This is a genomic window from Hyphobacterium lacteum (assembly GCF_036330345.1).
Lineage (GTDB): Bacteria > Pseudomonadota > Alphaproteobacteria > Caulobacterales > Maricaulaceae > Hyphobacterium > Hyphobacterium lacteum.
This window is the reverse complement of the sequence record NZ_JAZDRP010000002.1, coordinates 408511-433448: the sequence shown is the minus strand read 5'-3', so window position 1 is coordinate 433448 and position 24938 is coordinate 408511. Positions and strand designations below refer to the sequence as shown.

Genomic DNA, 24938 nt, shown 5'->3' with positions numbered 1-24938 from the left:
GCCATTGACCGCCCAGTCGCTGAACAAGGTGAAAGCCTGCCTTGCCGATCTGATCGCAATGGCGACGGTATCGCGCGACAGCAATCTGCAGCTGATCGGTTATCTTGAAGACCGCCTGACCGCCCTGGGTGCGCGTTGTTTCCGCACCAGTGATGCCACGCACAACAAGGCTAATCTGCACGCCATTCTTGGCCCTGATACGGATGGCGGCGTTGTGCTGTCCGGGCATACCGATGTGGTGCCGGTCGATGATCAGGACTGGTCCAGTGATCCGTTCGAGATGATCGAGATGAACGGCCGGCTCTTCGGACGCGGCACGTGCGACATGAAAGGCTTTATCGCCTGCGCACTCGTGGCGGCCGAGGATTATGCGCGGCTCGATCTCGACCGGCCGGTGCATTTCGCATTCTCCTATGACGAGGAAGTGGGGTGTCTGGGCGCCCCTGACATGATCCGCGAAATGACGGCATCCGGCCCGCAGCCGGCCATTGCCATCATTGGCGAGCCGACGGGCATGAAAGTCGTCACTGGTCACAAAGGCTTGTATTCGGTCGAAGTCGTGGTCGAAGGTCTGGAAGCCCATTCCTCAAAAGTCGAGGACGGGGCGTGCGCTGTCACCCATGCTGTGCCGCTGATGCAATACCTCGTCGATGCCGCGGACGCCTGGAAGGCGGCGGCTCCGGCGGATAGTCCGTTCGAGCCTCCCTATGGGACCATCACGATTGGCGAAATGAGCGGCGGGACGGCGCTGAACATCCTGGCGCGCAAGGCAAGCTTTGGAAGCCTGATGCGCCCCGCGCCCTGGGATGATGCCCGCGAAGTTGGTGCGGAGCTGCGCCGGCGTGCGGCCGCAGTGCAGGAAAAGATGCGCCGCCATGCGCCCGAAGCGCGGGTCGAGGTGTTCCAGCGCTCCGATGCACCGCCCCTGAGGCCCGAAGACAATGGTGCAGCAGAGGAGTTGGCGCGGCGTCTGACCGGTGACAATGCGAAGCGATATGTCTCGTTCGGCACCGAGGCCGGGCAGTTCCAGTCGGCAGGCCTGTCGACCGTTGTATGTGGCCCGGGCTACATCGAACAGGCACACAAGCCGGATGAATTCGTCGACATTTCACAGCTGGAAGCCTGTCTGGGCTTCCTCAACAAGCTGCCATCATTCCTGATGGATAAATGATCCCGCCGGGCCGGTGGTCCGGCCCGGTTAAGACGCGTCCTAGGAAACCGCTTTCAGCTTGGAATCCTTCTGGGCGGCCTCACGGTCCTTGTTCCAGTAGGATACCGAGACGACTTTCGACTTGTTGCAGCGGTCCGCGTATTTCTTCGCGATCTCGGAGACTTCTTCCAGCAGACCAGCTTCCAGCGTGATCGGCTTCAGGCCGAGTGAGAGGAAGGTCTCGTTCTCGACGTGAAGATCGTTCTCGTCAGCTTCGTTGCGCGGATTCGGCAGATTGGCAATTTCGACGCCCGTCATCTGGGAGATCAGATCGGCCAGTTCCCGGACGCGGTGGGTCTCGGTCATCTGGTTCATGATGTGCACCCGGTCACCCGGTTGCGGTCGGTTCTTCAACGCCAGTTCGATACAATGCACCGTGTCCTGGATGTGGATGAAGGCGCGGGTCTGGCCGCCGGTTCCGTGTACCGTCAGCGGATGACCAATGGCGGCCTGCATCAGGAAGCGATTCAGCACCGTTCCATAATCGCCATCATAGTCGAACCGGTTGATCAGGCGCTCGTCCTTGCGGGTCTCGGCGGTCTGCGTACCCCAGACAATGCCCTGGTGAAGGTCGGTGATCTTCACCCCGTCATTCTTATTGTAGAAATGGAAGAAGAGCGCGTCCTGCGTCTTCGTCATGTGATAGATCGAGCCCGGATTGGCCGGGTAGAGGATATCCTGCTCGACCGGACCCACAGGCGTATCGACGGTCACGCGCAGATAGCCTTCGGGGATTTTCATGCCGGCGGTGCCATAACCATAGACGCCCATCGTGCCGAGGTGGACAAGGTGGATGTCGAGGCCGGACTCGACGATGGCGGCCAGCACATCATTGGTGGCATTCAGATTGTTATCGACAGTGTAGCGCTTGTGGCGGGCGGTCTTCATCGAATACGGGGCGGCGCGTTGCTCGGCAAAATGCACGATCGCGTCCGGACGTTCCGAATTCAGGAGATCAAGAAGTTCCTGGTAGTCCTTGCCGACACACAGATCGACAAAGCGGATCTCCTTGCCGGAGACTTCCTGCCAGGCCGCCAGCCGCTCACTCATCGGCCGGATGGGTGTCAGCGAATTGACTTCAAGTTCAACGTCAATCTTGCGGCGTGAAAGATTGTCGACGATGACAATGTCATGGCCGAGATTGGACAGGTGAAGGGCTGTAGGCCAGCCACAAAAACCGTCGCCGCCGAGTACGATCACTTTCATTTTACACACCTGGACTGTTCGGAGCTCAAATTTTGTGCCTTCTCGCAAGGTGAAAGCCTGATGACAAGGCTTTGCTGTATTATTGAAGCAGGTAGGATGAACGTAAAGACCTTTTGGAGAATGGGGAAATGACGGAAATTGAACCGTTTGGACCCTTCGAGGATGCTTTTCTGATCCACCCGAAACGCTTCGGTGATGATCGGGGCTGGTTCGAGGAAGTCTGGAATGCGGCCCGGTTCCGCGAGCAGACAGGGGTCGAAACGGATTTCGTCCAGGATAATGCTTCCCGCTCGAAGGCTGCCGGAACGGTGCGCGGCCTGCATGTCCAATCCCCGCCTATGGCGCAGGCCAAGCTGGTGCGCTGTCCGCGCGGGGCCATCCATGATGTCATTGTCGATATCCGTCATGGCTCGCCGACATTCGGGAAATGGGCCGGTGTGACCCTGTCCGAGGAGAACGGGTTGCAGCTCTGGGTGCCGCGCGGGTTTGCCCATGGCTTTGCGACGCTGCAGCCCGACAGCGAGATCGCGTACAAGGTCGATAATCCGTATTCCGCCGAGCATGATGGCGGGATTTTCTGGAATGACCCCGCGATCGGCATTGAATGGCCGTTCGACACGGCCAGCGCCGTGCTGTCGGACAAGGACAAGGCGGCCCCGAAACTCGCCGATTTTCCCCGTCTGTTCGAGTATGGCGCATGAAAATCCTGGTGATCGGATCCAGCGGGCAGGTGGCCCGGGCCCTGTCGGCGCAGGCCGGTGGCCATGAAGTGATCCGTGCCGGCCGCCCGCAGATTGATCTGGCCAGCCCCACCGGGCTGGCGGATCTGATCGGTCAGGCAGCGCCGGATGCGATTATCAATGCTGCGGCCTATACGGCGGTGGACAAGGCCGAGGAAGACATCGCCGCTGCGCGGGCTCTGAACGAGACCGGCCCGGCGGCGCTGGCGCGGACAGCGCAGGCACTGGCGGTGCCCTTCATCCACATCTCGACGGATTACGTCTTCAACGGGCTGGGCGGAGCGCCCTATGCCGAGACTGCAGGAACCGCGCCGCTGAATGTCTATGGCCAGACCAAGGCCGATGGCGAGAAAGCGGTGCTGGCGGTCAATCCGGCGGCGCTGATTGTCAGAACCTCCTGGGTCTATGCGCCCGAGGGGCAGAATTTCGTCCGGACCATGCTGCGGTTGGCGGCGGCGCGCGACCAGCTCAACGTGGTCGAGGACCAGATCGGCCGTCCGACCGAAGCCCATGCGCTGGCCGATGCCCTTCTGGTGTTGGCCGAACATCTGCGCGGCGGGGCAGAGGGCGGGCTTCTCCACGTTACCAATGCCGGTGAAGCCAGCTGGCGCGATCTCGCCGAAGCGGCCGTCCGCGGGGCAGGCCTGTCGACGCCGATTGCCGGCATCCCGACCAGCGCATACCCGACCCCGGCGCGCCGCCCCGGTGATACGCGGCTGGATATTTCCAAGGCCGAGCGGGACTTCGGCATCGTCCTGCCGGACTGGCGGGAGTCTCTGGACAGATGCCTTGAAATGATGGGCGTCAGTGGACGCCGCGCATAAGAGACGCTAAACGGCGCGCAAATCTTTCTTGGCGGGCTGCACGGCTCGCGAACGTCCGGATCAACAGGGAGTTTGGCATGGCTGTACGGGTCGCCATTACGGGGTTTGGCCGCATCGGCCGTCTGGCGCTGCGCGCCGTTCTGGAAGAGAAGCGTTGGGATGAGGTCGAGATTGTTGCGATCAACGATTCCTCGACGCCGGAAACCAATGCGCACCTCCTGACCTATGACAGCGTGCACGGCCGTTATCCGGGCACGATCAAGGTCGGCGATGACTGGATCGATGCCGGTTTTGGCAAGATCCAGAAAGTATCCAACCGTGATCCGTCGCAACTGCCCTGGGGCGATATGGGCGTTGATCTGGTGCTGGAATGCACGGGCAAGTTCAACTCCAAGGAAGCCTCGATGGCGCACATCGAAGGCTCCGGCGCCAAGAAAGTCTTGTGCTCGGCCCCGGCCAAGAATGCCGACAAGACGATCGTCTATGGCGTGAACCATGACACGCTGACGGCAGATGATGTCGTCGTCTCCAACGCGTCCTGCACCACGAACGGCCTGGCCCCGGTGGCCAAGGTGCTGAACGATGCGGTTGGTATCGAGCGCGGTCACATGACCACCATTCACGCCTATACCGGCGACCAGCCGACGCTGGATAGAAACCACAAGGACCTTCACCGCGCCCGCGCAGCGGCCATGTCCATGGTCCCGACCTCGACCGGCGCGGCGAAAGCCGTGGGCCTCGTCCTGCCGGAACTGGTGGGCAAGCTGGATGGTGCGGCGGTGCGCGTGCCGACGCCGAATGTGTCGCTGATCGATCTGGTGTTCACGCCGGGCCGCGCGACGACAGCCGAAGAGCTGACCGATGCCATCAAGGCGGCCGCCGACGGCCCGATGAAGGGCATTCTCGGCTATGACGATATTCCGCTGGTCTCGATCGATTATAATCATGACAGCCGCTCCTCCATCGTCGCCGTCGACAAGATCAATGTGATCGATGAGCGTCTGGTGCGGGTGATGACCTGGTATGACAATGAATGGGGCTTTGCCTGCCGCATGATCGATACGGCAGCGGCGATGGGCCGGTTCCTCTAACCAGCCAGTCAAGCGGGGGCGATGATGGGTTTGCGCCGGATTGAAGACGCGGATGTTCACGGCAAGCGGGTTCTGGTCCGCGTCGATTTCAATGTGCCGATGAAGGATGGCGTGGTCACCGATGCCACCCGCCTGATGGCGGCGCTGCCGACGATCACATGGCTCAAGCGCGAAAAGGCGAAGGTGATATTGCTGGCGCATTTCGGCCGTCCCAAGGGACAGCGCGTGCCGGATGCGTCGCTGGCGCCCGTCGCCCCGGCGCTGGCCGATCTGATGGCCTCGCCGGTCGAGTTCGCAGCCGATTGTTTCGGTCCGGAGGCCGAAGCCGCCGTTCAGGCGCTGCAGCCGGGCGGTGTGCTGCTTCTGGAAAACACCCGCTATCATGCCGGCGAGGAAGCCAATGATCCGGATTTTGCCGCGGCGCTGGCAAAGCTGGGTGATATCTACGTCAATGATGCCTTCTCGGCGGCCCACCGTGCCCATGGTTCGACCGCTGGTGTGGCAGCACTCCTGCCGGCCTATGCCGGTCTCGCCATGCAACGCGAGCTGGATCATATCGGGCAGGCGCTGAACGATCCGCGCCGCCCGGTCATCGCGATTGTCGGCGGGGCCAAGGTCTCGACCAAGATTGCGCTTCTGGAGAACCTGGTCAGCAAGGTCGACAAGCTGTTTGTCGGCGGTGCGATGGCGAACACTTTCCTCGCCGCGCAGGGGCATAATGTCGGCAAGAGCCTTTACGAGGCGGATTTCGCCGATACCGCAAAGGCCATCATGGAAGCCGCGCGCACCCATGGCTGCGAGCTGATCCTGCCGCGTGACCTTGTCTGTGCGGCCGAGTTCGCGCCCAATCCGGACACGCAGACCGTTCCCGCGGATGCCATTCCGGCGAACATGATGGCGCTGGATGCCGGTCCGGAAACCGTGGACGCGCTGGCCGATGCTATCGATGCCTGCCAGACGTTGATCTGGAACGGGCCGCTGGGCGCGTTTGAAACCCCGCCCTTCGAGACCTCCACCGTCGAGGCCGCGAAATATGCCGGACAGCGCTGCCGCGAAGGCAAGCTGATCGCCGTGGCCGGTGGCGGTGATACGGTCGCTGCGTTGAACCAGGCTGGCGTTTCGGGCGATTTCACCTTCATTTCCACTGCAGGCGGGGCTTTCCTTGAATGGATGGAAGGCAAAACGCTGCCGGGCGTGGAAGCTGTCACGGAATAAGTCTAGACTTTCGACCAAATCGATCTGCTGGGGACAATCATGAATCTGGAAGAACTCAACGACATTGCCAATCGCATGGTGGCGCACGGACAGGGCATTCTGGCGGCGGATGAATCCACCGGCACGATCAAGAAGCGCTTTGATTCCATCAAGCTGGAATCGACCGCGGACAGCCGACGCGACTGGCGCGAAATGCTGTTCAGAACCCAGCCGGCGATGAATGAGTGTATTTCCGGCGTCATCCTCTATGACGAAACCATTCGCCAGAAGGCTGCTGACGGCACACCGCTGGCCGAGCTGATCGCCGCGTCCGGTGCGGTTCCGGGCATCAAGGTCGATACCGGCGCCAAGGATCTGGCCGGTGCGCCGGGCGAGAAGATCACCGAGGGTCTCGACGGTCTGCGCGAGCGCCTGAACGAATATCATTCCATCGGTGCCCGCTTTGCCAAATGGCGCGCCGTGATCGATATCGGCCGCGGTGGTGATGACTCCATCCCGTCGCCCTATTGCATCGATGTGAACATGCACGCGCTGGCCCGCTATGCGGCGCTGTGCCAGGAAGCCGGCATCGTCCCAATCGTCGAGCCGGAAGTCCTGATGGATGGCGATCACTCCATCGAGCGCTGCTATGAAGTCACCGAATACGGTCTCAAGGCGCTTTACCGCGAGCTCTATGCTCAGGGTGTCCAGCTGGAAGGCACGATCCTGAAACCCAACATGGTCATCCCCGGCAAGAAATGTCCGGAACAGGCCAGCGTCGAGGAAGTCGCCGACATGACGGTGCAATGCCTCGCCAATTGTGTGCCGGCGGCCGTGCCGGGCATCGCCTTCCTGTCGGGCGGCCAGTCCGATCTGGAAGCCACCGCGCACCTCAACGCCATGAATGCCGCCTATGACCTGCCCTGGCCGCTGACCTTCTCGTACGGACGCGCGCTGCAGGCCGCGCCGCTGAAGGCCTGGGGTGGCAAGGATGTCGAAGCCGGGCAAAAGGCGTTCAATCACCGCGCCCGCATGAATGGTCTGGCGGCCAAGGGCGAGTGGACAGAGGCGCTGGAAAACGCCGGCTAGCAGAATTTCTAACCATCGCAGCGCCCGCCGGATGACATCCCGTCCGGCGGGTGTTTGCGTGGATAACTTCTCCGATTCCGGAATTTCGTCTCCTACTACTACTACGATTGGACCGGCGACGGACGGGCTCGTCCGCCGGGAAAGCCTGTCTGTATAGAAGAATGCGGTCATGAACGGGCTCCGGCCTGTCTCCGGCCCGTCTCCGGTTTTTTCCGGAGAGTCTCCTATAACTTCACCGGCGGGTGCCGGTAGCGGGAGAGGCGTGACGGGCAAGATCAGGCGCAGAGTCTAGGCGGGAAGGCGGGCGCGGGGATTGGATGGCTATCCGGCGTGGCCGCCCGCGTGAGGATGAGAATTAATTGGTGTGTGTCCCTGTTTTTCGTGTGTCCCTGTTTTCCCGTGGGCGGCGCAGATGCGAGAGGTGCGTGTTGGCAGATTCAGGTCTCTGTCCAACACGCCCCGTCACATTGACGCCGGTCTGGAGGTTCACGCCTCAGCGCTCTCGCGGACCTGCCCGACGAGCTTCGCCCAGTCCATATCGAGATGGCCGTAGACCTCGCCGGCTTTCGGTGACGCATTGTCGGCCAGGATCTCGACCATGAGGCTGGCTCCGTCAGCGACAACAACGCCGCTCTGGGCGAGCCGCAGCAGGCCCGTCTCGCGCTTGGTGATGTTGAAGGTTCCGCTTGCATCGACGGCGACATAGGCCTCGAATCCTTCGCGCACGGCCCGCATGGCGGGATAGGCTGCGCAGACCTCGAGCGAGACCCCGGCAAAGATCAGCTTTTTCCGGCCCGTGGCGCGGATTGCAGCTTCAACACGTGGGTCATCCCAGGCGTTGACCGTGGTCCGGTCGATGAAATCCTGGCCAGGCAAGGCCTCGGTCAGTTCTGGAAAGGCTGGCCCCCACAGCGTGTCCGCTGATGTCGTTGTCGTCACGATCGGCAAGCCGAGCGCTTTTGCGGCTTTCGCGAGACCGACAACATTGTGCTTGAGCTCGGCGACCGGGAAATCGCGGATGCCGGTCATCAGGCCGACCTGGTGGTCTACCAGAACAAGGGCTGCGTTCTCTGCTGTCAGAGGTTCGGGGTTATGGATGTTGGTCATGGCTTCCTCCTTTGTCAGAAGCGTTTGGTGCCGGAATTGGCGGGTTGAAAAATCAATCGATGGCGCCGAGTTCGCCGGCGGCATGGGCGGCCTTCGCGGCCTCGATCTGGTCGATCGTGCTCATCACGAACGGGCCCTGCTGGACGAAGTGTTCGCGAACCGGTGTTCCAATGAACAGCGCGAGCTGAGCGCCATTTTCGCTGTGCAAGCTGATCGGTGTGGCGTCTGCGCTGGTCCGTACGGCGATGGCAGCGCCTTCGGGGAGGCTCAGGCCGGTGTCTCCGACCTGCACGTGTGCCTTGCCGCGCACCGCGAGGATCCATGCGGCCTTTTGTGCTGCCACCGGCTGCGTGAATGAGCCGCCCCTGGCAAGCTTGATGTCGAGAATGGTCAGCGGGAGCGCGGGAGAGGCCGCGCCTCTCACGCCCTGGCTTTCACCCAGAACGACACGGACGCGATGCGTGTCACCGTGAATAACGGGCATCTGTTCGGCCGGCACGTGCAGCGAGGCCGGCGCGTCCGCCTTGTGCTTCGCTGGCAGGTTCACAAAAACCTGCAAGGCGTGAATTCGGGCTCCGGGCAAGGGGGCTTCATCGTGCACGGCGCCGCGGCCGGCCTTCAGCCAGTAGAGATCGCCCGGAGAGATATCGAAATCATTGCCGAGTGAATCCCGGTTATGAAACCGGCCCTGGCTGTCCTCGAATACAACTGAAACGGCGGACATGCCGGCATGCGGATGAACCCCGAAGGTTGGTTCGGTCATGACGAAATGATCCACCATCACCAGCGGATCCATCAGGCCATCGAACCGGTCATGTTTGAAGCCGAGCGCCTCGAAACCGCTGCCGATGGCCAGGGGCTGGCCCGGAACCAGCTCTGAAATCGCGGGTCGTGTCCGGGCTTCGAATTCTGGATGTTGAGTGTTCATAACGGTCTCCATGTCTTGCGAATGGAGATATCAACGGAACGATCACTTCGAAAAGTAGCGTAATCGGAAAGTATTGTTCTATATATGGAACGATACAGCCGGAGTGGCCACATGGATCTGAATGACTATTTCTACTTTGTACACGTCGTCGAGAAACGCGGTTTCGCGCCGGCCGGCAGGGCGCTCGATGTACCGAAATCGAGGCTCAGCCGGCATGTGCGGCAACTCGAAGACCGCCTCGGAACGCGACTGATCCAGCGCACGTCCCGCCAATTCACCGTGACCGATGCCGGCGAAGCTTTCTATCGGCACGCGCGGGCGGCGCTTGATGAAGTCGAGGCCGCGGAGGCAAGTGTGCTGCGTCAGACGAAAATGCTGTCCGGCTCTGTCCGCCTCTCCTGTTCAGTGGGCGTCGCACAGTTCGCCGTCCGCGAGGCCGTTTCGACGTTCCTCGGCCGGAATCCGGATGTGAAAATCATTCAGCAGGTGACCAACCAGACGGTCGACCTTATTGAATCGGGTGTGGATATGGCCATACGCGGGCACACCGGGCCGTTGCCGGACTCCAGTCTGATCCAGAGCCGCCTGACGCCGGTCGAATGGCATCTGTTCGCGGGTCACCGGTATCTGAAAAAACATGGTGTGCCTGCCAGCCCGCAAGACCTGGAAAACCATGCCGGTCTGAAACTTGGGTGGCGGCCGGAATATGGTCACTGGATATTGCGCGGGCAGGATGAAACTACTGTGTCCGTCCCGTTCGAGCCCCGGCTTTGCAGCGACGACATGGTCACGCTCAAGGAGGTCGCCGCCGACGGGATGGGGATCGTCGCGCTTCCGGCCTATGTGTGCAGGCCGGATGTGGAACGTGGACGGCTGATGCGGGTATTGCCGAACTGGACGGCCGGCGACGCGCAGCTGAGCCTTCTCATGCCCTCAAGACGAGGGCTGCCTCCTGCGGTCGAGGCGTTTGCAGGTTTTCTGCGAGAAGCGGTGCCGGTCATCTGTGCGGCCTGACGAAGGCCTGCGCTGTGAGCTGCGTGCCCACCCTTTCTTTGACACGGCCACCTTACGCTCTACCCTTCAGAGCATGACCCGAACGAATTTGCAGACATGGACGGGTCTGGCGATTGCCGCCAGTGCCCTTGTTCTCGTCCAGTGTTCCGGCCCGGCCGAAGAGGAGACAAGTTTCGAAACACTTGTTGAAAGCGGCGAGCTGGTCGTTCTGACCCTGGACGGCCCGACGATCCATGAGCGCCGCGACGGGGCGGCGGAGGGTTTCGAGGTCGACCTCGTCTCTGCCTTCGCCGACGAGTACGGGCTGAGCGTGCGCTTCCGCGTCATGCGCGATATCGGCGCGCTGATCGATGCGCTGGAAAATGGCGAAGGCCATCTGGCCGCGGCCAATCTGACCATCAATGAAGCCCGTGCCGGGCGGATCACATTCGGACCGGCCTACAAGAATGTCCGCGAGCGGCTGGTCTGCCGCCGTGGAGGCGAAAGCGCCAGCACGGTTGAGGATCTGGCCGGTCTTCGCCTGGCCGTGGTTGAGGATTCTTCCTATGCCGACACGCTGCGGCAGCTGCAGCAGGCGCATCCCGGCATTGAATTCGACGAGCGGCCGGCCGGCTCGGCCATGCCCCTGCTGGAGGCCGTCGATCAGGGCAGCATCGATTGCACCATCGCCGATTCCCATCTCGTCACCTTCGCCCGGCGGCGCCATCCCGAGCTGATCACCCCGCTCAATCTGTCAGAGGAATCCGCCCTTGCCTGGGCCCATTCCGGCCGGGTGGAGGGGCTGGCCGAGGCGCTCGATAGCTGGTTTGCCGAGGCGCATGCCTTCGGCCTGATCGAGGAGATCGAAGAGGACTGGTTCGGTGATTTTGGCGCGTTCGACTATGTCGAGACCGCGCGCTTTGTGCGGCGTGTGGACAATCGCCTGCCCCGGTTCCGCAATTATTTCCGCGATGCGGCAGAGGACACGCCCTTCGACTGGGAATTGCTCGCCGCGCAGGCCTATCAGGAATCGCACTGGGACCCGGATGCTGAAAGTCCGACCGGCGTGCGCGGCCTGATGATGCTGACCCTGCCCACCGCTGAGCGTGTCGGCGTGACCGACCGGCTCGATCCGCGCCAGTCGGTGGAGGGCGGGGCGGCCTATCTCGCCGATCTCTATGATCGCTTGCCTGACGGTATTGAAGGCGATGACCGGCTCTGGTTTGCCCTGGCCGCCTATAATGTCGGCATGGGGCATATCTATGATGCGCGCCTGCTGGCCGAACGGCAGGGCCGCGACAAGAATTCATGGGAGGTGATGGAAGAGGTGCTGCCGCTACTGACCCGGCCGGAATACTATTCCACCGTTCGTTACGGCTATGCGCGCGGTCATGAGCCGGTCCGCTATGTCGAGCGGGTGCGCACCTATCGCGCCATGCTGGAGGCCAATCTGCGCTGACGGGTGCTCAGGGCACAGAACGGGTCGTGGGTGGAAAATCGGGGACGAAAAACAGGGACACACGACGAAAAACAGGGACACACACCATTATCCCGCATGTTCATTAACCTTCCAGCCCCCAAGCGTCCCTTCCTTTCTGCCGAACTTGTCTCAAAACGCCGGCCCGGTCATTCTGGCGCGAGGTGAGGGGGCAGTGAGATGATTCTGGCCAATCTGGTGAAAGCCGTCCGCGAACAGAATTACTATGCGGTCTTTCTCGAGTTCGCGATTGTCATCCTGGGGGTTGTGATCGGCTTCCAGATCACAGCCTGGAACGCGCAACGCGAAGACAATGCCAGAGCCGCCGCCTTGCTGGACCGCCTGGAGGCCGAGATCACCGATGTGCTCGCCGAGCGCGAAGGCGCGCTCGAATATTTTGAAGCCCGCCAGCGAATCCTTGCCGGGTTCAACGCGGTTCTGACGCCCGGCTCGGAAGAGGAAGGGTCGGACGCGCTCTGCAATGCGATCGATGATTCCCACATCTACATCTGGGGCGCGGTCCGCATTCCCGTGCTGGAGGAAATCAGGGATACGGGCGATATCCGGCTCCTGACGAATGCACGGGCCAGGAACGCGCTTGTGGCCCTCGATATCAGCAACAACACGTCCCGCGACCGGGCCGCGACCATCCGAAGCGTCGAGAGCATTATCCGCCTGCAGTTTCCGGACTTGCTGACCGTATTGCCGTTTACCGAAGGCGAAATCGAAGACAATGAATGGCCGCTTTCCTGCGATTGGCAGGGCATGCGGGAAAACCCGGCGGTCTTCAACGCGATCTCGAACAATTATGATCGCCTTGGCGCGCTGCTGAACCTTCGCCAGCGTGAGAACGAAGCGCTCAGGGCTGCCCTTGATGCACTCGCAGACGCCCGTTCCTGAACCGGCCCGGACGCCATCCGGCGCCCTTCGTGCATGTGATTGCCGGACAGCGTTGCCCCTAGACCTCACACGCCTCCGGCATGCGCCCGCCATCTTCCAGCAGGGATTTGCCCGTGGAATCGCACAGCGCATCGATGCGGTAGCTGACCGCCTCCTCGCGCGGGCCGCCGGCATAGCGCGCGACCAGTAAAACTTCCCCGGCCTGTGGCACGATACCCGTGCAGGCATAGACCTCGTCATAATCTTCCCGCACATCCGCGCCCTGCGCCGTGACCGGTCCGAAACCGGGCACAGCCGCCCACGCCGCGGCGCAGGCATTGTCCGCAAAAGCGGCGCGTTCATGCATTGGAAGCGTGGTTGACGTGCCTGCGTTGGAGGCCGATCCGCTCAGAAAAAAGGACGCAGCCCAGATCGCCAATCCCCCCAGGATCAGCATGTTCAGAAGACGCAGCATTCGTGTATGTCCTCCCCACCCGGCAGGCACGCTAGAATCCATAAGCTGCCGATAGCAAACGGTTTCTCCAATCGGGCGAGTCGATTCTTCCCGGCGGTGTGGCGCAGCCTCGGCTTGTAAAGACACGCCGCGGCCCGCTAGAGTTCATCCGGCAGGCGGGAGAGTCGCGATGATCGGATTTATACTGGCGGCCTTGCTGGTGCAGGACGCGGAAGCGGCGGAGACCGTGCCGCCGCTGGTGACGATTGCGGAAATCCATGCAGACCCGTGGGCCTGGGACGGGCGGCGCGTTCGAGTTGTCGCGAGGGTCGATGAGTGCAGTGATCTCAACTGTCTGGTTTGTGATGAAACCGATTCTGGCGAGCCTTGGCCGGAACCAAGAATCCCATCGGATCCTAGACGAAACATGTGTGCGGGCGTGACATTTATAGGCGGCGAACTGGCAGACAGAATGGTGCGATTCAGCACTGTGCGAATTGAAGCAGATTATAGTGCAACGTGTTCGAGGGTTATGCAGCCCGGCACCGACAGCTTCGTGATCTGCTCGGATCGAGCAACGGAGCTGTACAACGCGTCTGTGTTGTCGATTGCGCAGGTTTGGCCGCCTTCTTATTACGAATCCGACCAGCCGCAAACAGTGTTCGAAGCCGATGGAGAAATGAGAGCAAACCTTGAGGCAGCATATGCAAATGTTGCCTGGGGTTGGTGGCGAGAAGGATCGCCGGCAGAGGTCTTTTTCTGGGTAAATCGTGCCCGATTGGCCAGCGAACGAACCGTTTCCGCGGGGGGCGCCGGGGCCTGTGAGTGCAATTATTCCAGCTGCCCGGATGAAAACTGGCCGCGGCGAATAGCTCACACCTATGCAGGTGAGAACAATAGCTACACCTGCTATTTTGCCGTCCAGCGCGAAGACGGCAGCTGGGTGTTTCCGCTTCAATAGAAAGGGCAGCCGATGATCGTATTTATGCTGGCGGCATTGCTGGTGCAGGACGCGGAAGTGACGGAGACCGTGCCGCCGCTGGTGACGATCGAGCAATTGCATCGCGATCCTGATGGCTGGAATGGTCAGCCCATCAGAATGATTGGCTATTTTACCGAATGCCGTAACTCGCCTTGCCAGGTTTGCGACGTGCCAGACGACGCATCAGAAGAATTCACCTGACCGGCTGGCGATCATGAGCTCTCCATGGCCCCGCAAACAGTTGCACAATGGCGCGAGAGCCGTTGCGCGCGCATCCGGCTTATCGGTGACGATTTTGGCGCACAATTGGCGAGCCATAACACTGTCGTTCTGGAGGCTGTGTATCGCGGTCTTCCGCAATGCGTTCCGGTTGACCAGATGCAAGACCAGCTTCCGGGAATGGATGAACTCGAGTCGGTTTGCTCGCTGGGGCCATTTTACGAGATTACCGATTCAGCGATTGTTCGATTGATATCGTCGAGACCATCGACAAATTACGAGGCGTCTTTGCCTCCGGAACTGCGTGCCGCGACTGTCGAGGAGCGAGAGGCCGTCCTCGCCGAGTTCGATCAATTGAACCAGCCTTTCCGTACCCGTCTGGACGACATGTTTCCGGCCGATACGCAAGCCGTTGTGCTCGTCGGGATCGAAAATGAAAATCTCGCTGCAGTTTGCGAAACCTGGTCTCCTGAGGGCCAGCCTGTCGTAACTCCCTTTCGCTTCAGCCATTTGGACGATGCGCTTGGCAATGATTATACGTGCTATCGGGCTGAATGGTCGGATGAGTTTGGTTGGAGCTTCGCGCTCTGAAGGGCTTCCTTGCGACCGGTCTTCCGCGCTAAGAGCAGGCCCATGACCTGCCAGCTCTATCTCATCACACCGCCGCGCATTGATGCGGAATTTGTGGATATGCTCGTTACGGCTCTGGAGGCCGGCGAGGTGGCCGCGCTGCAGATCCGCCTGAAGGATCATTCCGTTGACGAGATCAAATCGCTCGCCCCGCCGCTGATTGCCGCCGCGCAGGACCGCGACGTGGCGGTGATCCTGAATGATGATCCGGAACTGGCGGTGGCGCTGGGCTGTGATGGCGTCCATGTCGGGCAGGGCGATGCGTCCGCGAAACAGGCGCGCGCCGCCATCGGGCCGAAGCGCATGCTGGGCGTGACCTGTCATGACAGCCGGCATCTGGCCATGCAGGCGGGCGAGGCGGGCGCGGATTATGTCGCCTTCGGCGCCTTCTATCCGACGACGACCAAGGACGCGCCGACCACGGCTGATCCGGATATCCTGACCTGGTGGTCGGAAATCTTCGAACTGCCCTGCGTCGCCATTGGCGGCATCACGGTGGAAAATGCCCGCCCGCTGATCGAGGCGGGAGCGGATTTCCTCGCCGTGTCCTCGGGTGTGTGGTCGCATGTGGACGGTCCGGCAAATGCCGTTATAGCCTTCAACGCATTGATGCGGGGCGAGTAGACGAGGTTGACCATGGTCTGTCGCGTATTGGCCGCGCTGTTTCTTTTCCTTTTAGTGGTAACCGGGCAGGCGTCCGCGCAGGAGGCTGACCCTGCCGCCGACACGCCGTCTGACGAGGCGGCGTCAGAGGATGACGCGCCTGCGCCGCTTCTGCGCAATCTGGAACTGATCGATGCCGAGGCGCAGAACAATGCGCTGGCGCTGGAGGAAGTTCCCGAAACCGATCTGCCATCGACGGCGGCCGAAGTGGACGAGATTTTCAATCGCGCCCAGCTGGCCTATGCGACGGGCGAGTTCGAGACCGCCCATGTGCAGGCACGCACAGCTGCCGCGGCCGGTCATGCGCAGGCCGCCACGCTGGCCGGGCTGATGCATGAGAATGGCGAGATCGAAGCGGCCAGCGACGTTCAGGCCGTGCGCTGGTATCGCCGTGCCGCCAGCCAGGGCGAGCCGGTGGGCAATTACCGTCTGGGCCTGATGGCACAGGCCGCGCGCGCCGGGCTGGCACCCGCCGAGGCCCGCAGCTTCTTCCAGCGCGCCGCACAGGCCGGGCATGTGCCTGCCATGCTGGCCTATGCGCTGTTGCTGAAGGCTTCGCCCGTTCCGCAAGATGCGCCGCTGGCCATTGAATGGGCCGAGCGCGCCGCGCAGGAAGGCAATGTCGAAGCCATGTTCCAGCTGGCCCAGATGTATGATGGCTGGGAGCGCGGCCCGCAGGAAGCGTCCGCGGCGCGCGACTGGTATGTTCAGGCGGCGGAGAACAATCATGCCGAGGCGGCGCTGCAGGCCGGGTTGATGCTGGCCGCCGGCGAGGGCGGTGAGGCCGATCCGGACCGGGCGATGGAGCTGATCCGCCAGTCAGCAGAGGCCGGGTTTGCTCCGGCGATGGGCCAGTACGGGCTGATGCTGTATCAGGGCTGGGATGGCGGCGAGCCGGACCTGACGAATGCGGCGGAATGGTTTGCGCAGGGCGCGATCGGCGGCGATGCCGAATCGCAATTCCTCTATGCCTATGTCTCGGCGACTGGACAGGGCACCGAGCGGGATCTGGTGCGGGCGTACTATTGGGCGCTGATGGCCGAGTATGAAATGGACGGTCTGCCGGCGCGGAATGTCGATCGCGACCGGCTCCAGGCGCAGCTTGAAACTGCTCTAACCCCAACAGAAGCTGAACAGGTCCGCTCCCAAATTGCCGCATATCGGGCGCGATAACCTTTATCGGGTCCTTTTGATGCCTTGACCGGCGGCAAGCCTCCCCAGTGTCAGACAACACAAGGGGAGGCTGACATGAGCACCAATTTCGACGCCGCTCTGGAGCACGTTCTTCAGTTTGAAGGCGGCTATGTGGATCATCCGTCCGATCCGGGCGGGGCCACCAATATGGGCATCACGATCGGGACGCTGGCCGACTGGCGCGGCACGCCGGTCACCAAGGAGGATGTCCGCAATCTGACCCTCCAGGAAGCCGGCCAGATCTACAAGGCCCGCTATTGGGACACCTGCCGCTGTGACGAGATGCCCAAGGGCATCGCCTTCATGCTGTTCGATGCGGCGGTGAACCATGGTCCCTATCGCGCCACCCTGTTCCTGCAGCAGGCGGCCGGGGTGCCGGATGACGGTGTGATCGGCCCGCAGACGCTGGGCGCGGTCAATGGCGCGGACGAAGCCTCGCTGACCGAGGAATATGCCGCGCAGCGGATGAATTTCTACGGCAAGCTGTCGACCTTTTCGGTCTTCGGCCTGGGCTGGTCGCGGCGCCTGATGAGCGCCTTCTCGCTGGCCATGCCGTCGGACGAATATGCGGGCTATTCCGATACGCCCCCGCCGTTTGATACGTCCGACCTTCCCGACAACGCCAATAATGGAGCCTGGGCATGATCAATCGCAGACGCAATCAGGCCCGCGAGCTGATGATGCTGGCGGGATTCGACGACACGATGGCTCGCCGCGTGCGGTCCGGCCGGCAGGGTCAGCAGGTCCTGTCCCTGGCCGCCACGGCCACGGGCGAGGATGATTTCAACCAGATCGGCACGCGGCTGATGGAGAGCCCGGAACTGCGGGGCGCTGTCCGCTCCATGATCAGCGATGCCGACAGAAGCGACCGGTTCGGCGTGGCCCGCCGCCGGGGCCGCCGCAAGGGCTTCATCCTGGCGCTGGCCTGGGTCGGGGCTGCGGTGATCGCGGTGATGTTCCTGGGTCAGTTCTTCCCGGAGATCGAAGCGCAATTGCCGGCCTTCCTGCAGGGCGGTGCCACGCGCGATGCGGCGATTGCCGCGCTGGGCGGTGCCAGCTTCCTGGTGAAGGACGTCTTTGACTGGCTGTTTGGCGGATACCGCCTGCCGCAGCAGGACGGTTTTTAAGCCGACAGCGCTTGCCGCCCATAGCGCATCCTGATAGGACCCGCGCGACCTGACCGGCCCCTGCCAACAGCGGGGGCCGGTTTTACATCGTGAAGACAGCCGACAGGATTGCCGTCCATGAAGATCAACGGGAATGAAGTGAAGCCGGGCATGGTGCTGCAGCACCAGGATACGCTCTGGACCGTGGTGAAAGCCGATGCCGTGAAACCGGGCAAGGGCGGTGCGTTCGCCCAGGTCGAGATGAAGAACATTCTCGACGGGCGCAAGCTGAACGAACGTTTCCGGGCGGCTGACAAGGTGGAACGTGTCCGCCTCGAACAGAAGGACTTCCAGTTCCTGTTCAAGGACGACACCATGGCGACCTTCATGGATACGGAAAGCTATGAGCAGATCGAGCTGTCGATGGACTTCATCGGCGAGGAGACCGGCGCCTATCTCACTGACGGGATGGAAGTGACGCTGGAATTCTACGAGGAGCGCCCGATCGGCCTGACCCTGCCGCAATTCGTCGAGCTGGAAATCGCTGATACCGAGCCGGTGGTCAAAGGCCAGACGGCGGCCAATTCCTACAAGCCGGCCATTCTCTCCAATGGTGTGCGCACCTCGGTGCCGCCCTTCGTCGGCGTTGGCGAGCGGGTGATCATCTCCACCGAAGACGGCAGCTACCAGAAGCGGGCCGACTAGATATGGCCCGTGTCACCGCGCTGATGGAAGTCATGCAGAATGCCGCCCGCAAGGCCGGGCGGGCGCTGGCCCGTGACTTCGGCGAAGTCGAGCATCTCCAGGTCTCGCGCAAGGGGCCGGCGGATTTCGTGTCCGCGGCGGACCGCAAGGCCGAGGACATCCTCTATGAGGCACTTGGCGCGGCGCGTCCGGGCTATGGCTTCCTGATGGAAGAGCGCGGTGAAGTGGAAGGCACGGACAAGACCCACCGCTGGATTGTCGATCCTCTGGACGGCACGCTGAACTTCCTGCACAGCCAGCCGCATTTCGCGGTTTCGGTGGCGCTGGAGCGCATGGGCGAGATCGTTGCCGGCGTCATCTACAACCCGGTGACGGGTGACCTCTTCCATGCCGAAAAAGGCTATGGGGCCTGGCTGGATGACCGCCGCCTGCGCGTGTCCGGCCGCAAGGAATTGTCGGAATGCGTGATCGCGACGGGCACGCCGTTTTTCGGCAAGCGCGGCCATGCCCGCTTCCTCAAAGAGCTGCACCAGATCATGCCGAGCGTGGCGGGTGTCCGCCGCTATGGCGTTGCCTCTCTGGATCTCGCCTGGACGGCGGCCGGCCGGTTTGACGGCTTCTGGGAACGTGACCTCAAGGCCTGGGATATTGCTGCCGGCATGATCATGGTGCGCGAAGCAGGCGGGTATGCGGTCGAGGCCGACGACGTCGACGCCGGCCTTCCGCTGGAGACCGGGCATATCATCGCCGGCAATGAATCGGTGGCCCGGCAGCTGGCCGGGAAACTCAAGGCCGCCGCCTAGCACTCATCTTGCGTTCAGCGTGGTTGTGGCTTCCTCTCGAATGGGGAGGACCATGCCCATGCTGGACATGCTTGTACTGGCCAATCTCGACGTCTCCGAGGACTGCACCTGGAATGGCATCCCGCTTTATGGCGAGGTGCAGGTGGTCGACAGTTTCGCCGATATCGACGTGCAGGTGGTGGAGAGCTTTCCGGATCTGCGCGTGAAGACCGTCAGCAGCTTTGCCGATGATTGTGGCGAGTGGGAATTCGTCGATTCATTCCCGGATTTCACCATCCGTTTCGTCGACAGTTTCCCGGATATCCGCATCAAATTTGTTGAGAGCTTTCCCGGCGTCGACTAGCGTCCGTCCATGGCTTTCTATAACCGTTTCATCCTTCCGAACCTGATCGATTCCTCCTGCAAGATGGGGCCGATCATGAAGCAGCGCTCGAAAATCGTGCCCGAGGCCGAAGGCGTCGTCGCCGAGATCGGCATGGGCGCTGCGCCCAATCTCCAATTCTATGACCCCGGCAAGGTCAAGGCGCTGATTGGTGTCGAACCCAATCCGGGTATGCGCAAGAAGGCCAGCCGGGCGATTGAGGGTCAGTCGATCCCGATCGAGCTGGTCGAGGGATTTGCCGAAAAACTGCCGCTCGATAATGGCTCTGCGGATACGGTGCTACTGACCTATACGCTGTGTTCGCTGAAAGATGTGCCAGGCGCGTTTTCGGAGATCAGGCGGATCCTGAAGCCGGGTGGCAAACTGCTGGTTCTGGAGCATGGCGCAGCGCCGGATGCCGATGTCTATAAATGGCAAAGGCGGCTCGAACCGGTCTGGAAGCTGATCGGAGGCGGCTGCCATTTGACCCGGCCGATCGACAAGATGGTTGAAGCGGGCGGGTTCCGCTTCGACAGCCTGGTCACCGAATATGTGAAGAAGACGCCGAAATTCGTTGGCTATGACTATACCGGCATTGCCCGCCCGGCCTAGGCGCAGGCTGCACAGCGCGGGGCGGCCGGATCGGATTCCAGCCGTTTTGGCGCGATCTCCTCGCCGCACTCCACGCACCAACCATAATCACCCTCATCGACGCGTCTGAGCGCCGCCTCGATCCGGCGCAGCGCCATGGCGCGGCGGGCATCGGCGGCCTTGGCCATGGCTTGCACCTGCAGACTGTCCTGACGCGACAGGCGGCCAACCGATTGCTGGTCCAGCTCGACCGGCTTGCGATCATCGCCGGACCCGGAAGACAGGGCGAGCAATTCTTCCTTCAGGGCCAGCAGGCGCTGGCGGGCTGTGTTTATTGAAGCGTCCATTGAAGCAGTCTAGCACTCGCGCCCCGGTGGCCGCTATTCCTCCAGCAGATATGCCAGGGTTTCGATGCGAATGCCGATTTCCTGTCCAATCAGGGACGCGGCCGTCTGGTGTCCCCAATCCGAACGATCGATCTCCCCTGTGATCGTGAAGCCGACAGCCTGCCGCCGCGTCGCCGGATCCGTTCCAAGCCGGTTCAGCCGGACATCCAGAATGACCTCCCGGGCAACGCCCCAGATTGTAAGGTTTCCCGTCACGCGCGCCGTATCATCACCGGTCAGCTCGATGGCGGTCGAATCGAATGTCAGCCTTGGATATTCCTCGGCATTCAGCCAGTGTGGGCCGGCAATGTGTGCGTCCCGGGTCGGATCACCGGCGAAAACCGATCCGGTTCCGACAAAGGCCTGGACGCTGGAGTTTTCAGGATGGTCCGCGTCGAGAGTTATGGTGCCACCGGATTCCATGAAGCTTCCGAAGATTGTCGTGAATCCGAACCGATCGACCGAAAACACGATCTGGGTATGTGCAGGGTCGATTTCATAGCTGTCCGTAGCCATGGCAGACGCCGTAGCGGACATCGTCAGGATCAGTGCCAGTATTGCTCTTTGCATGTTAGCCTCCCCATTGAAGGCTGACGCTAGAGGACCGGTCCGGAGGCGGGCAAATAAAGCTTTTGAAGGATTGAGCACAGATGCGTGAACATTTCGAACGCCTCGGCGCCTATAATGCCTGGGCGAATGAGCGGCTCTATTCGATGGTGGCGGAGTTGCCGGCCGAGCGCGTCGATGCCGATGTTGGGGCCTATTTCGGCAGCATTTTCGGGACGCTCAGCCATCTCCTGGTGGCTGACCGCATCTGGATGTTCCGGCTGACCGGGGAAGGACCGGTGACGAATGACCTTCGCGAACGCCCCTGTGACGACCTGACCGTGCTCTGGAAAGAGCGCCAGTCAATGGATCAGCGGATCATTGCCATGCTGGCTTCCCTCGATGAGGACGCGCTTGCAGAGATGGTCCACTACAGGAATACGCGGGGCGAACCGCACGCCCTGCCAAGGCATTTCATCCTGACCCATCTCTTCAATCACCAGACCCATCATCGTGGCCAGGTGCATCACATGCTGTCGGCAGAGGGGGAGGACCCACCGCCGCTGGATCTGCTCTACTTCGTGCTGCCGGCGGCGTGAGGGGATTCACCTACAGCCCTTCCCCGTGGCCTTGCCGCGGCCGGGGGCCTAGGTTGCCCGCAAATCGGGTTGGACAGGGAAAGCCATGACCGAAACCATTCTATCGCTTGACGGCGTCACCAAGCGCTATTCCGGTCAGACGGCGGTCGATGCCTTCGACCTCGAGGTAAAGCGCGGCGAGATCACCGGCTTCCTCGGACCGAACGGGGCGGGCAAGACGACCTCGCTGCGCATGTCGCTGGGTATTATCAGGCCGGATGCGGGCGCAGTGCACCTGTTCGGCAAGACGCCGGGCGCCAAGGTGCTGGAGCGCGTCGGCTTCCTGCCCGAGGAGCGCGGCATCTACAAGAAGATGAAAGCCGAGGATGTGATCGTCTTCTTCGGCCGCATGAAGGGCATGACCATGGCGGCGGCCCGCAAGGCTGCGGTGGACGGTCTGGAACGCTTCGGCCTGGGCGATGCGCGCGGCAAGAAGATCAAGGAAATGTCCAAGGGCATGGCCCAGAAGGTCCAGATCATCGCCACCATGGCGCATGATCCGGAATTCATCATCCTGGACGAACCCTTTTCCGGTCTCGACCCGGTGAACCAGAAAATGCTGGAGGACATGATCCGCGAGGAAGCCCGGCGCGGGAAGACGGTCCTGTTCTCCACCCATGTGATGGAGCATGCCGAGCGGCTTTGCGACAAGATCGTGCTGATTTCCAAGGGCCGGAAAGTGTTTGACGGTTCCGTGCCGGAAGCGCTGTCTCAAGTTCCCCGCCGCGTCATCATCGAAACATCAGGCGATCATGATCTGGGTCAGCTATTGGCCGATACCGGCTCTGTCAGCACGCAGGACGCGCCTGACGGGCTGAAGGGCTGGGTGGTGGACCTGGCCGCCGGGAAGGACGCCCAGGACGTTCTGAAGGCCTGCGTGGAGGCCGGTGTGAGGCTTGCGCGCTTCGAGCCGATGCGGGCGCATCTGCATGATGTCTTTGTCGAGCTTGTCCAGGGCTCCAGCCGGGAGGCCGTGTGATGCGCGCTATCTATCTCATCGCCCGCCGGGAATATCTCTCCTATGTCGCGACCTGGGGCTTCTGGCTGTCGCTGCTGAGCGTGCCGCTGATCATGGGGGCGTTCGCCGGGATCATGATCCTGGCCGAAAACTCCCAGCCAACCCGCTATTTCACCATTGTCGATGAAACCGGGCTGGGTCTGACGGAACGCGTGGACCGTGAACTGAATGAAGGCGTCCAGGAACAGGCGATCACTTTCCTCCGCCTTGTTGCCGAACAGATGAATGCAACCGATCGCCTTCCCGCTGCTGAAGCCGCGATCCGGGCGGAACCGGGTGCGGAGGGTGTGCCGGAGGCGGTTGCGGCGCTGGGCGTTCCGGTCAGCATCCCCGAGGGCCAGTTCCGCCAGAACTTTATTCGCGTGGACGCGCCGGCCGGCGATATTGAAGGCTTGCGGCCCTACCTGCTGGGCGAGCGCACGCTGTCGATTGACGGTGATGACGTTCAGTTGTTTGCCGCCATCATCCTGCGTCCGGGCGGTGATTATGGCGTCGATGCCGAATACTGGAGCACGAACCGCACCAGCCAGGGTCTGAAAACGGGTGTGCGCAATGCGCTGCGGGACTTCCTGCGCGGCGAGGCGCTGGCCGAGGCCGGGATCTCGCAGACCGTGCTCGACGAGATCAACGCCATCAATCCCGAGGTGCAGGAAAATTCACCCGAACGGGGCCGCGCAACAGCAGAAGTCGGCATAGCCGACCGTATTCCCTTTATTGTCGGTATCGTGTTCTCGATCGGTTTGTGGATGGTCATCTTCTCGGTCACCAACATGCTGTTGACCGCGATGATCGAGGAGAAGGGCAACAAGATTCTCGAAACCCTGCTGGCGACGGCGCGCTATCATGAAATCCTGGTCGGCAAGCTTCTGGGGCTCGCCGCCGTGTCCGCGACATTGATGCTGGCATGGGGCGGGTTGGGGTCTGGCGGGATTGTCGGTCTTCAGGCGCTGGCCGTGGCCACCGATGTGCCGATTGCGGAGATTGCCGCGGCGGTTTTCGATCCGGGTCTCTTAATCCCGGCGATCGGCTATTTTATCGTCGGCTATGTGATGTTCGGCACGGTCTATCTGGCGATCGGTTCGCTCTGCGACACGCTGCAGGAAGCCCAGTCGCTGATGAGCCCGATGATCCTGATCATGATGGTGCCCTTCGTTATCATCATGTCGACGATGGAAAATCCGGACTCCCAATTCCTGCAATGGGCCTCCTGGGTGCCGTTGTGGACGCCCTTCCTGATGATGGCGCGCCTGCAGACCGATCCCAGCCTGTTCGAGATCATCGGCACCAGCGTGGTCATGCTCGTGACGGCGATGGTGATCATCAGTGCGGCCAGCTATATCTTCCGCCAGGGCTCGCTGGGCCGGGCGAATGCGTCCTCGATCAGGAAGCTGTTGCGTTTCGGCCGTGTGGCCGATCCGGTCAACAAGGGCTCGGGCCAATAGAAAACGCCGCGCTGGGACCAGCGCGGCGTTGTTCATTTAAACCCGTTCGGCTTGGGCTTGCGGTATCCTAGCGGCGACCCTTGGCGCCACCGATGAGACCTTCGCGCTGAGCGCGCTTGCGAGCCAGCTTGCGGGCCCGGCGGATCGCCTCGGCCTTCTGACGCGCGCGCTTTTCCGAGGGCTTCTCGAAATGGTTGCGACGCTTCATTTCGCGGAAAGTACCTTCCCGCTGCATCTTCTTTTTCAGCGCGCGGAGCGCTTGCTCCACGTTGTTCTCGCGTACGATGATCTGAACGATGGTCCGCTCTCCTGTGTCTTTCCAAATCTGTTGCGCAGCCGCACAGATTCGTTGCGACCGCAGGCCTCTTGCCGAGAGGCGGGGCTATTAGCAGAGCCAGAGCGGCCTGTCCACACCTCTTGAACGCCTGTGACGCAATGCGCATCGACGTTTTCAGCACGATG

30 protein-coding genes are annotated in these 24938 nt (G+C 61.8%); 23 read left to right on the top strand and 7 right to left on the bottom strand.

Translation table 11 applies throughout. The features are described 5' to 3' along the window. The first annotated feature begins 4 nt into the window (after positions 1 to 4). Positions 5 to 1171 (top strand): acetylornithine deacetylase, encoded by a 1167-nt coding sequence (argE, locus tag V0U79_RS04650; RefSeq protein WP_330198305.1) that lies wholly within the window; start codon positions 5 to 7, stop codon positions 1169 to 1171. A 39-nt stretch (positions 1172 to 1210) separates the two neighbouring features. Here the strand turns inward: argE and V0U79_RS04645 are convergent, their stop codons facing one another. After that, positions 1211 to 2416 (bottom strand): NAD-dependent epimerase/dehydratase family protein, encoded by a 1206-nt coding sequence (locus V0U79_RS04645; protein ID WP_330198304.1) that lies wholly within the window; start codon positions 2414 to 2416, stop codon positions 1211 to 1213. A gap of 128 nt (positions 2417 to 2544) precedes the next feature. Between V0U79_RS04645 and rfbC the strand changes: the two genes are divergently transcribed. From rfbC to V0U79_RS04620, 5 genes are all read left to right on the top strand, one after another. Next, complete coding sequence (gene rfbC, locus V0U79_RS04640) at positions 2545 to 3117, top strand: dTDP-4-dehydrorhamnose 3,5-epimerase (protein WP_330198303.1); 573 nt, start codon at positions 2545 to 2547, stop codon at positions 3115 to 3117. Then, positions 3114 to 3980: a dTDP-4-dehydrorhamnose reductase gene (gene rfbD / locus V0U79_RS04635; RefSeq protein ID WP_330198302.1), complete on the top strand. Its 867-nt coding sequence runs from the start codon at positions 3114 to 3116 to the stop codon at positions 3978 to 3980. The genes rfbC and rfbD overlap by 4 nt, the downstream gene beginning before the upstream one ends. Before the next feature lie 77 nt (positions 3981 to 4057). After that, entirely contained in the window at positions 4058 to 5071 is a 1014-nt protein-coding gene (gene gap, locus V0U79_RS04630) for a type I glyceraldehyde-3-phosphate dehydrogenase (protein WP_330198301.1), read from the top strand. A 24-nt stretch (positions 5072 to 5095) separates the two neighbouring features. Further along, a complete protein-coding gene (locus V0U79_RS04625) occupies positions 5096 to 6286 on the top strand; it encodes a phosphoglycerate kinase (RefSeq protein ID WP_373696442.1) in 1191 nt (396 codons plus the stop codon). A 39-nt stretch (positions 6287 to 6325) separates the two neighbouring features. After that, complete coding sequence (locus tag V0U79_RS04620) at positions 6326 to 7354, top strand: class I fructose-bisphosphate aldolase (protein WP_330198299.1); 1029 nt, start codon at positions 6326 to 6328, stop codon at positions 7352 to 7354. Between the two features lie 486 nt (positions 7355 to 7840). On the opposite strand, the gene V0U79_RS04615 is transcribed toward V0U79_RS04620, so the two are convergent. Together V0U79_RS04615 and V0U79_RS04610 are read right to left on the bottom strand one after the other, a co-directional pair. Then, entirely contained in the window at positions 7841 to 8461 is a 621-nt protein-coding gene (locus tag V0U79_RS04615; RefSeq protein WP_330198298.1) for an isochorismatase family protein, read from the bottom strand. A gap of 52 nt (positions 8462 to 8513) precedes the next feature. Continuing rightward, positions 8514 to 9389 (bottom strand): pirin family protein, encoded by an 876-nt coding sequence (locus V0U79_RS04610; RefSeq protein ID WP_330198297.1) that lies wholly within the window; start codon positions 9387 to 9389, stop codon positions 8514 to 8516. Between the two features lie 111 nt (positions 9390 to 9500). Between V0U79_RS04610 and V0U79_RS04605 the strand changes: the two genes are divergently transcribed. The 3 genes from V0U79_RS04605 to V0U79_RS04595 all read left to right on the top strand — a co-directional run bounded on the left by V0U79_RS04605 (position 9501) and on the right by V0U79_RS04595 (position 12759). Then, complete coding sequence (locus V0U79_RS04605) at positions 9501 to 10403, top strand: LysR substrate-binding domain-containing protein (protein ID WP_330198296.1); 903 nt, start codon at positions 9501 to 9503, stop codon at positions 10401 to 10403. Between the two features lie 73 nt (positions 10404 to 10476). Further along, positions 10477 to 11841 (top strand): membrane-bound lytic murein transglycosylase MltF, encoded by a 1365-nt coding sequence (gene mltF / locus V0U79_RS04600; RefSeq protein ID WP_330198295.1) that lies wholly within the window; start codon positions 10477 to 10479, stop codon positions 11839 to 11841. 198 nt (positions 11842 to 12039) lie between these two features. Continuing rightward, on the top strand, positions 12040 to 12759 hold the full coding sequence (locus tag V0U79_RS04595) for a hypothetical protein (RefSeq protein ID WP_330198294.1): 720 nt from the start codon (positions 12040 to 12042) through the stop codon (positions 12757 to 12759). 58 nt (positions 12760 to 12817) lie between these two features. Here the strand turns inward: V0U79_RS04595 and V0U79_RS04590 are convergent, their stop codons facing one another. Beyond that, positions 12818 to 13213 carry a hypothetical protein gene (locus V0U79_RS04590; RefSeq protein ID WP_330198293.1) on the bottom strand — a complete coding sequence of 132 codons (396 nt, stop codon included), beginning with the start codon at positions 13211 to 13213 and terminating at the stop codon, positions 12818 to 12820. Between the two features lie 169 nt (positions 13214 to 13382). Here V0U79_RS04590 and V0U79_RS04585 point away from each other — a divergent pair, with 169 nt between their 5' ends. From V0U79_RS04585 to V0U79_RS04535, 11 genes are all read left to right on the top strand, one after another. After that, positions 13383 to 14153, top strand: coding sequence for a hypothetical protein (locus tag V0U79_RS04585; RefSeq protein WP_330198292.1), 771 nt, complete (start codon positions 13383 to 13385; stop codon positions 14151 to 14153). A gap of 12 nt (positions 14154 to 14165) precedes the next feature. Then, complete coding sequence (locus V0U79_RS04580; RefSeq protein ID WP_330198291.1) at positions 14166 to 14375, top strand: hypothetical protein; 210 nt, start codon at positions 14166 to 14168, stop codon at positions 14373 to 14375. A 24-nt stretch (positions 14376 to 14399) separates the two neighbouring features. Continuing rightward, positions 14400 to 14984 (top strand): hypothetical protein, encoded by a 585-nt coding sequence (locus tag V0U79_RS04575; RefSeq protein WP_330198290.1) that lies wholly within the window; start codon positions 14400 to 14402, stop codon positions 14982 to 14984. A 42-nt stretch (positions 14985 to 15026) separates the two neighbouring features. Continuing rightward, on the top strand, positions 15027 to 15647 hold the full coding sequence (gene thiE / locus V0U79_RS04570) for a thiamine phosphate synthase (RefSeq protein WP_330198289.1): 621 nt from the start codon (positions 15027 to 15029) through the stop codon (positions 15645 to 15647). Between the two features lie 12 nt (positions 15648 to 15659). After that, a complete protein-coding gene (locus tag V0U79_RS04565; protein ID WP_330198288.1) occupies positions 15660 to 16859 on the top strand; it encodes a tetratricopeptide repeat protein in 1200 nt (399 codons plus the stop codon). A 75-nt stretch (positions 16860 to 16934) separates the two neighbouring features. Beyond that, entirely contained in the window at positions 16935 to 17525 is a 591-nt protein-coding gene (locus V0U79_RS04560; protein ID WP_330198287.1) for a glycoside hydrolase family 108 protein, read from the top strand. Then, positions 17522 to 18007, top strand: a complete 486-nt coding sequence (locus V0U79_RS04555; protein ID WP_330198286.1) for a hypothetical protein — start codon at positions 17522 to 17524, stop codon at positions 18005 to 18007. Before V0U79_RS04560 ends, V0U79_RS04555 begins: the two co-directional genes overlap by 4 nt. 117 nt (positions 18008 to 18124) lie before the next feature. Further along, positions 18125 to 18691: an elongation factor P gene (gene efp / locus V0U79_RS04550; protein ID WP_330198285.1), complete on the top strand. Its 567-nt coding sequence runs from the start codon at positions 18125 to 18127 to the stop codon at positions 18689 to 18691. A gap of 2 nt (positions 18692 to 18693) precedes the next feature. Next, positions 18694 to 19494: an inositol monophosphatase family protein gene (locus V0U79_RS04545; protein WP_330198284.1), complete on the top strand. Its 801-nt coding sequence runs from the start codon at positions 18694 to 18696 to the stop codon at positions 19492 to 19494. Between the two features lie 58 nt (positions 19495 to 19552). After that, positions 19553 to 19837, top strand: coding sequence for a 7(1) septoil knot domain-containing protein (locus tag V0U79_RS04540; RefSeq protein WP_330198283.1), 285 nt, complete (start codon positions 19553 to 19555; stop codon positions 19835 to 19837). Positions 19838 to 19846: 9 nt separating this feature from the next. Continuing rightward, positions 19847 to 20467, top strand: a complete 621-nt coding sequence (locus V0U79_RS04535) for a class I SAM-dependent methyltransferase (RefSeq protein ID WP_330198282.1) — start codon at positions 19847 to 19849, stop codon at positions 20465 to 20467. On the opposite strand, the gene V0U79_RS04530 is transcribed toward V0U79_RS04535, so the two are convergent. Both V0U79_RS04530 and V0U79_RS04525 read right to left on the bottom strand, forming a co-directional pair. Continuing rightward, positions 20464 to 20793, bottom strand: coding sequence for a TraR/DksA family transcriptional regulator (locus tag V0U79_RS04530; protein ID WP_330198281.1), 330 nt, complete (start codon positions 20791 to 20793; stop codon positions 20464 to 20466). The genes V0U79_RS04535 and V0U79_RS04530 overlap by 4 nt on opposite strands. 33 nt (positions 20794 to 20826) lie before the next feature. After that, positions 20827 to 21402, bottom strand: coding sequence for a YceI family protein (locus V0U79_RS04525; RefSeq protein WP_330198280.1), 576 nt, complete (start codon positions 21400 to 21402; stop codon positions 20827 to 20829). 80 nt (positions 21403 to 21482) lie between these two features. On the opposite strand from V0U79_RS04525, the gene V0U79_RS04520 reads away from it, so the two are divergent. From V0U79_RS04520 to V0U79_RS04510, 3 genes are all read left to right on the top strand, one after another. After that, entirely contained in the window at positions 21483 to 21977 is a 495-nt protein-coding gene (locus V0U79_RS04520; RefSeq protein WP_330198279.1) for a DinB family protein, read from the top strand. An 85-nt stretch (positions 21978 to 22062) separates the two neighbouring features. Continuing rightward, positions 22063 to 22995: an ABC transporter ATP-binding protein gene (locus V0U79_RS04515; RefSeq protein WP_330198278.1), complete on the top strand. Its 933-nt coding sequence runs from the start codon at positions 22063 to 22065 to the stop codon at positions 22993 to 22995. Then, entirely contained in the window at positions 22995 to 24476 is a 1482-nt protein-coding gene (locus V0U79_RS04510; RefSeq protein WP_330198277.1) for an ABC transporter permease, read from the top strand. The genes V0U79_RS04515 and V0U79_RS04510 overlap by 1 nt, the downstream gene beginning before the upstream one ends. 67 nt (positions 24477 to 24543) lie before the next feature. On the opposite strand, the gene rpsU is transcribed toward V0U79_RS04510, so the two are convergent. Further along, the gene (gene rpsU, locus V0U79_RS04505; RefSeq protein WP_373696441.1) at positions 24544 to 24837 is read right to left on the bottom strand and encodes a 30S ribosomal protein S21; all 294 of its coding nucleotides are present in this window, start codon (positions 24835 to 24837) and stop codon (positions 24544 to 24546) included. Positions 24838 to 24938: the final 101 nt, after the last annotated feature.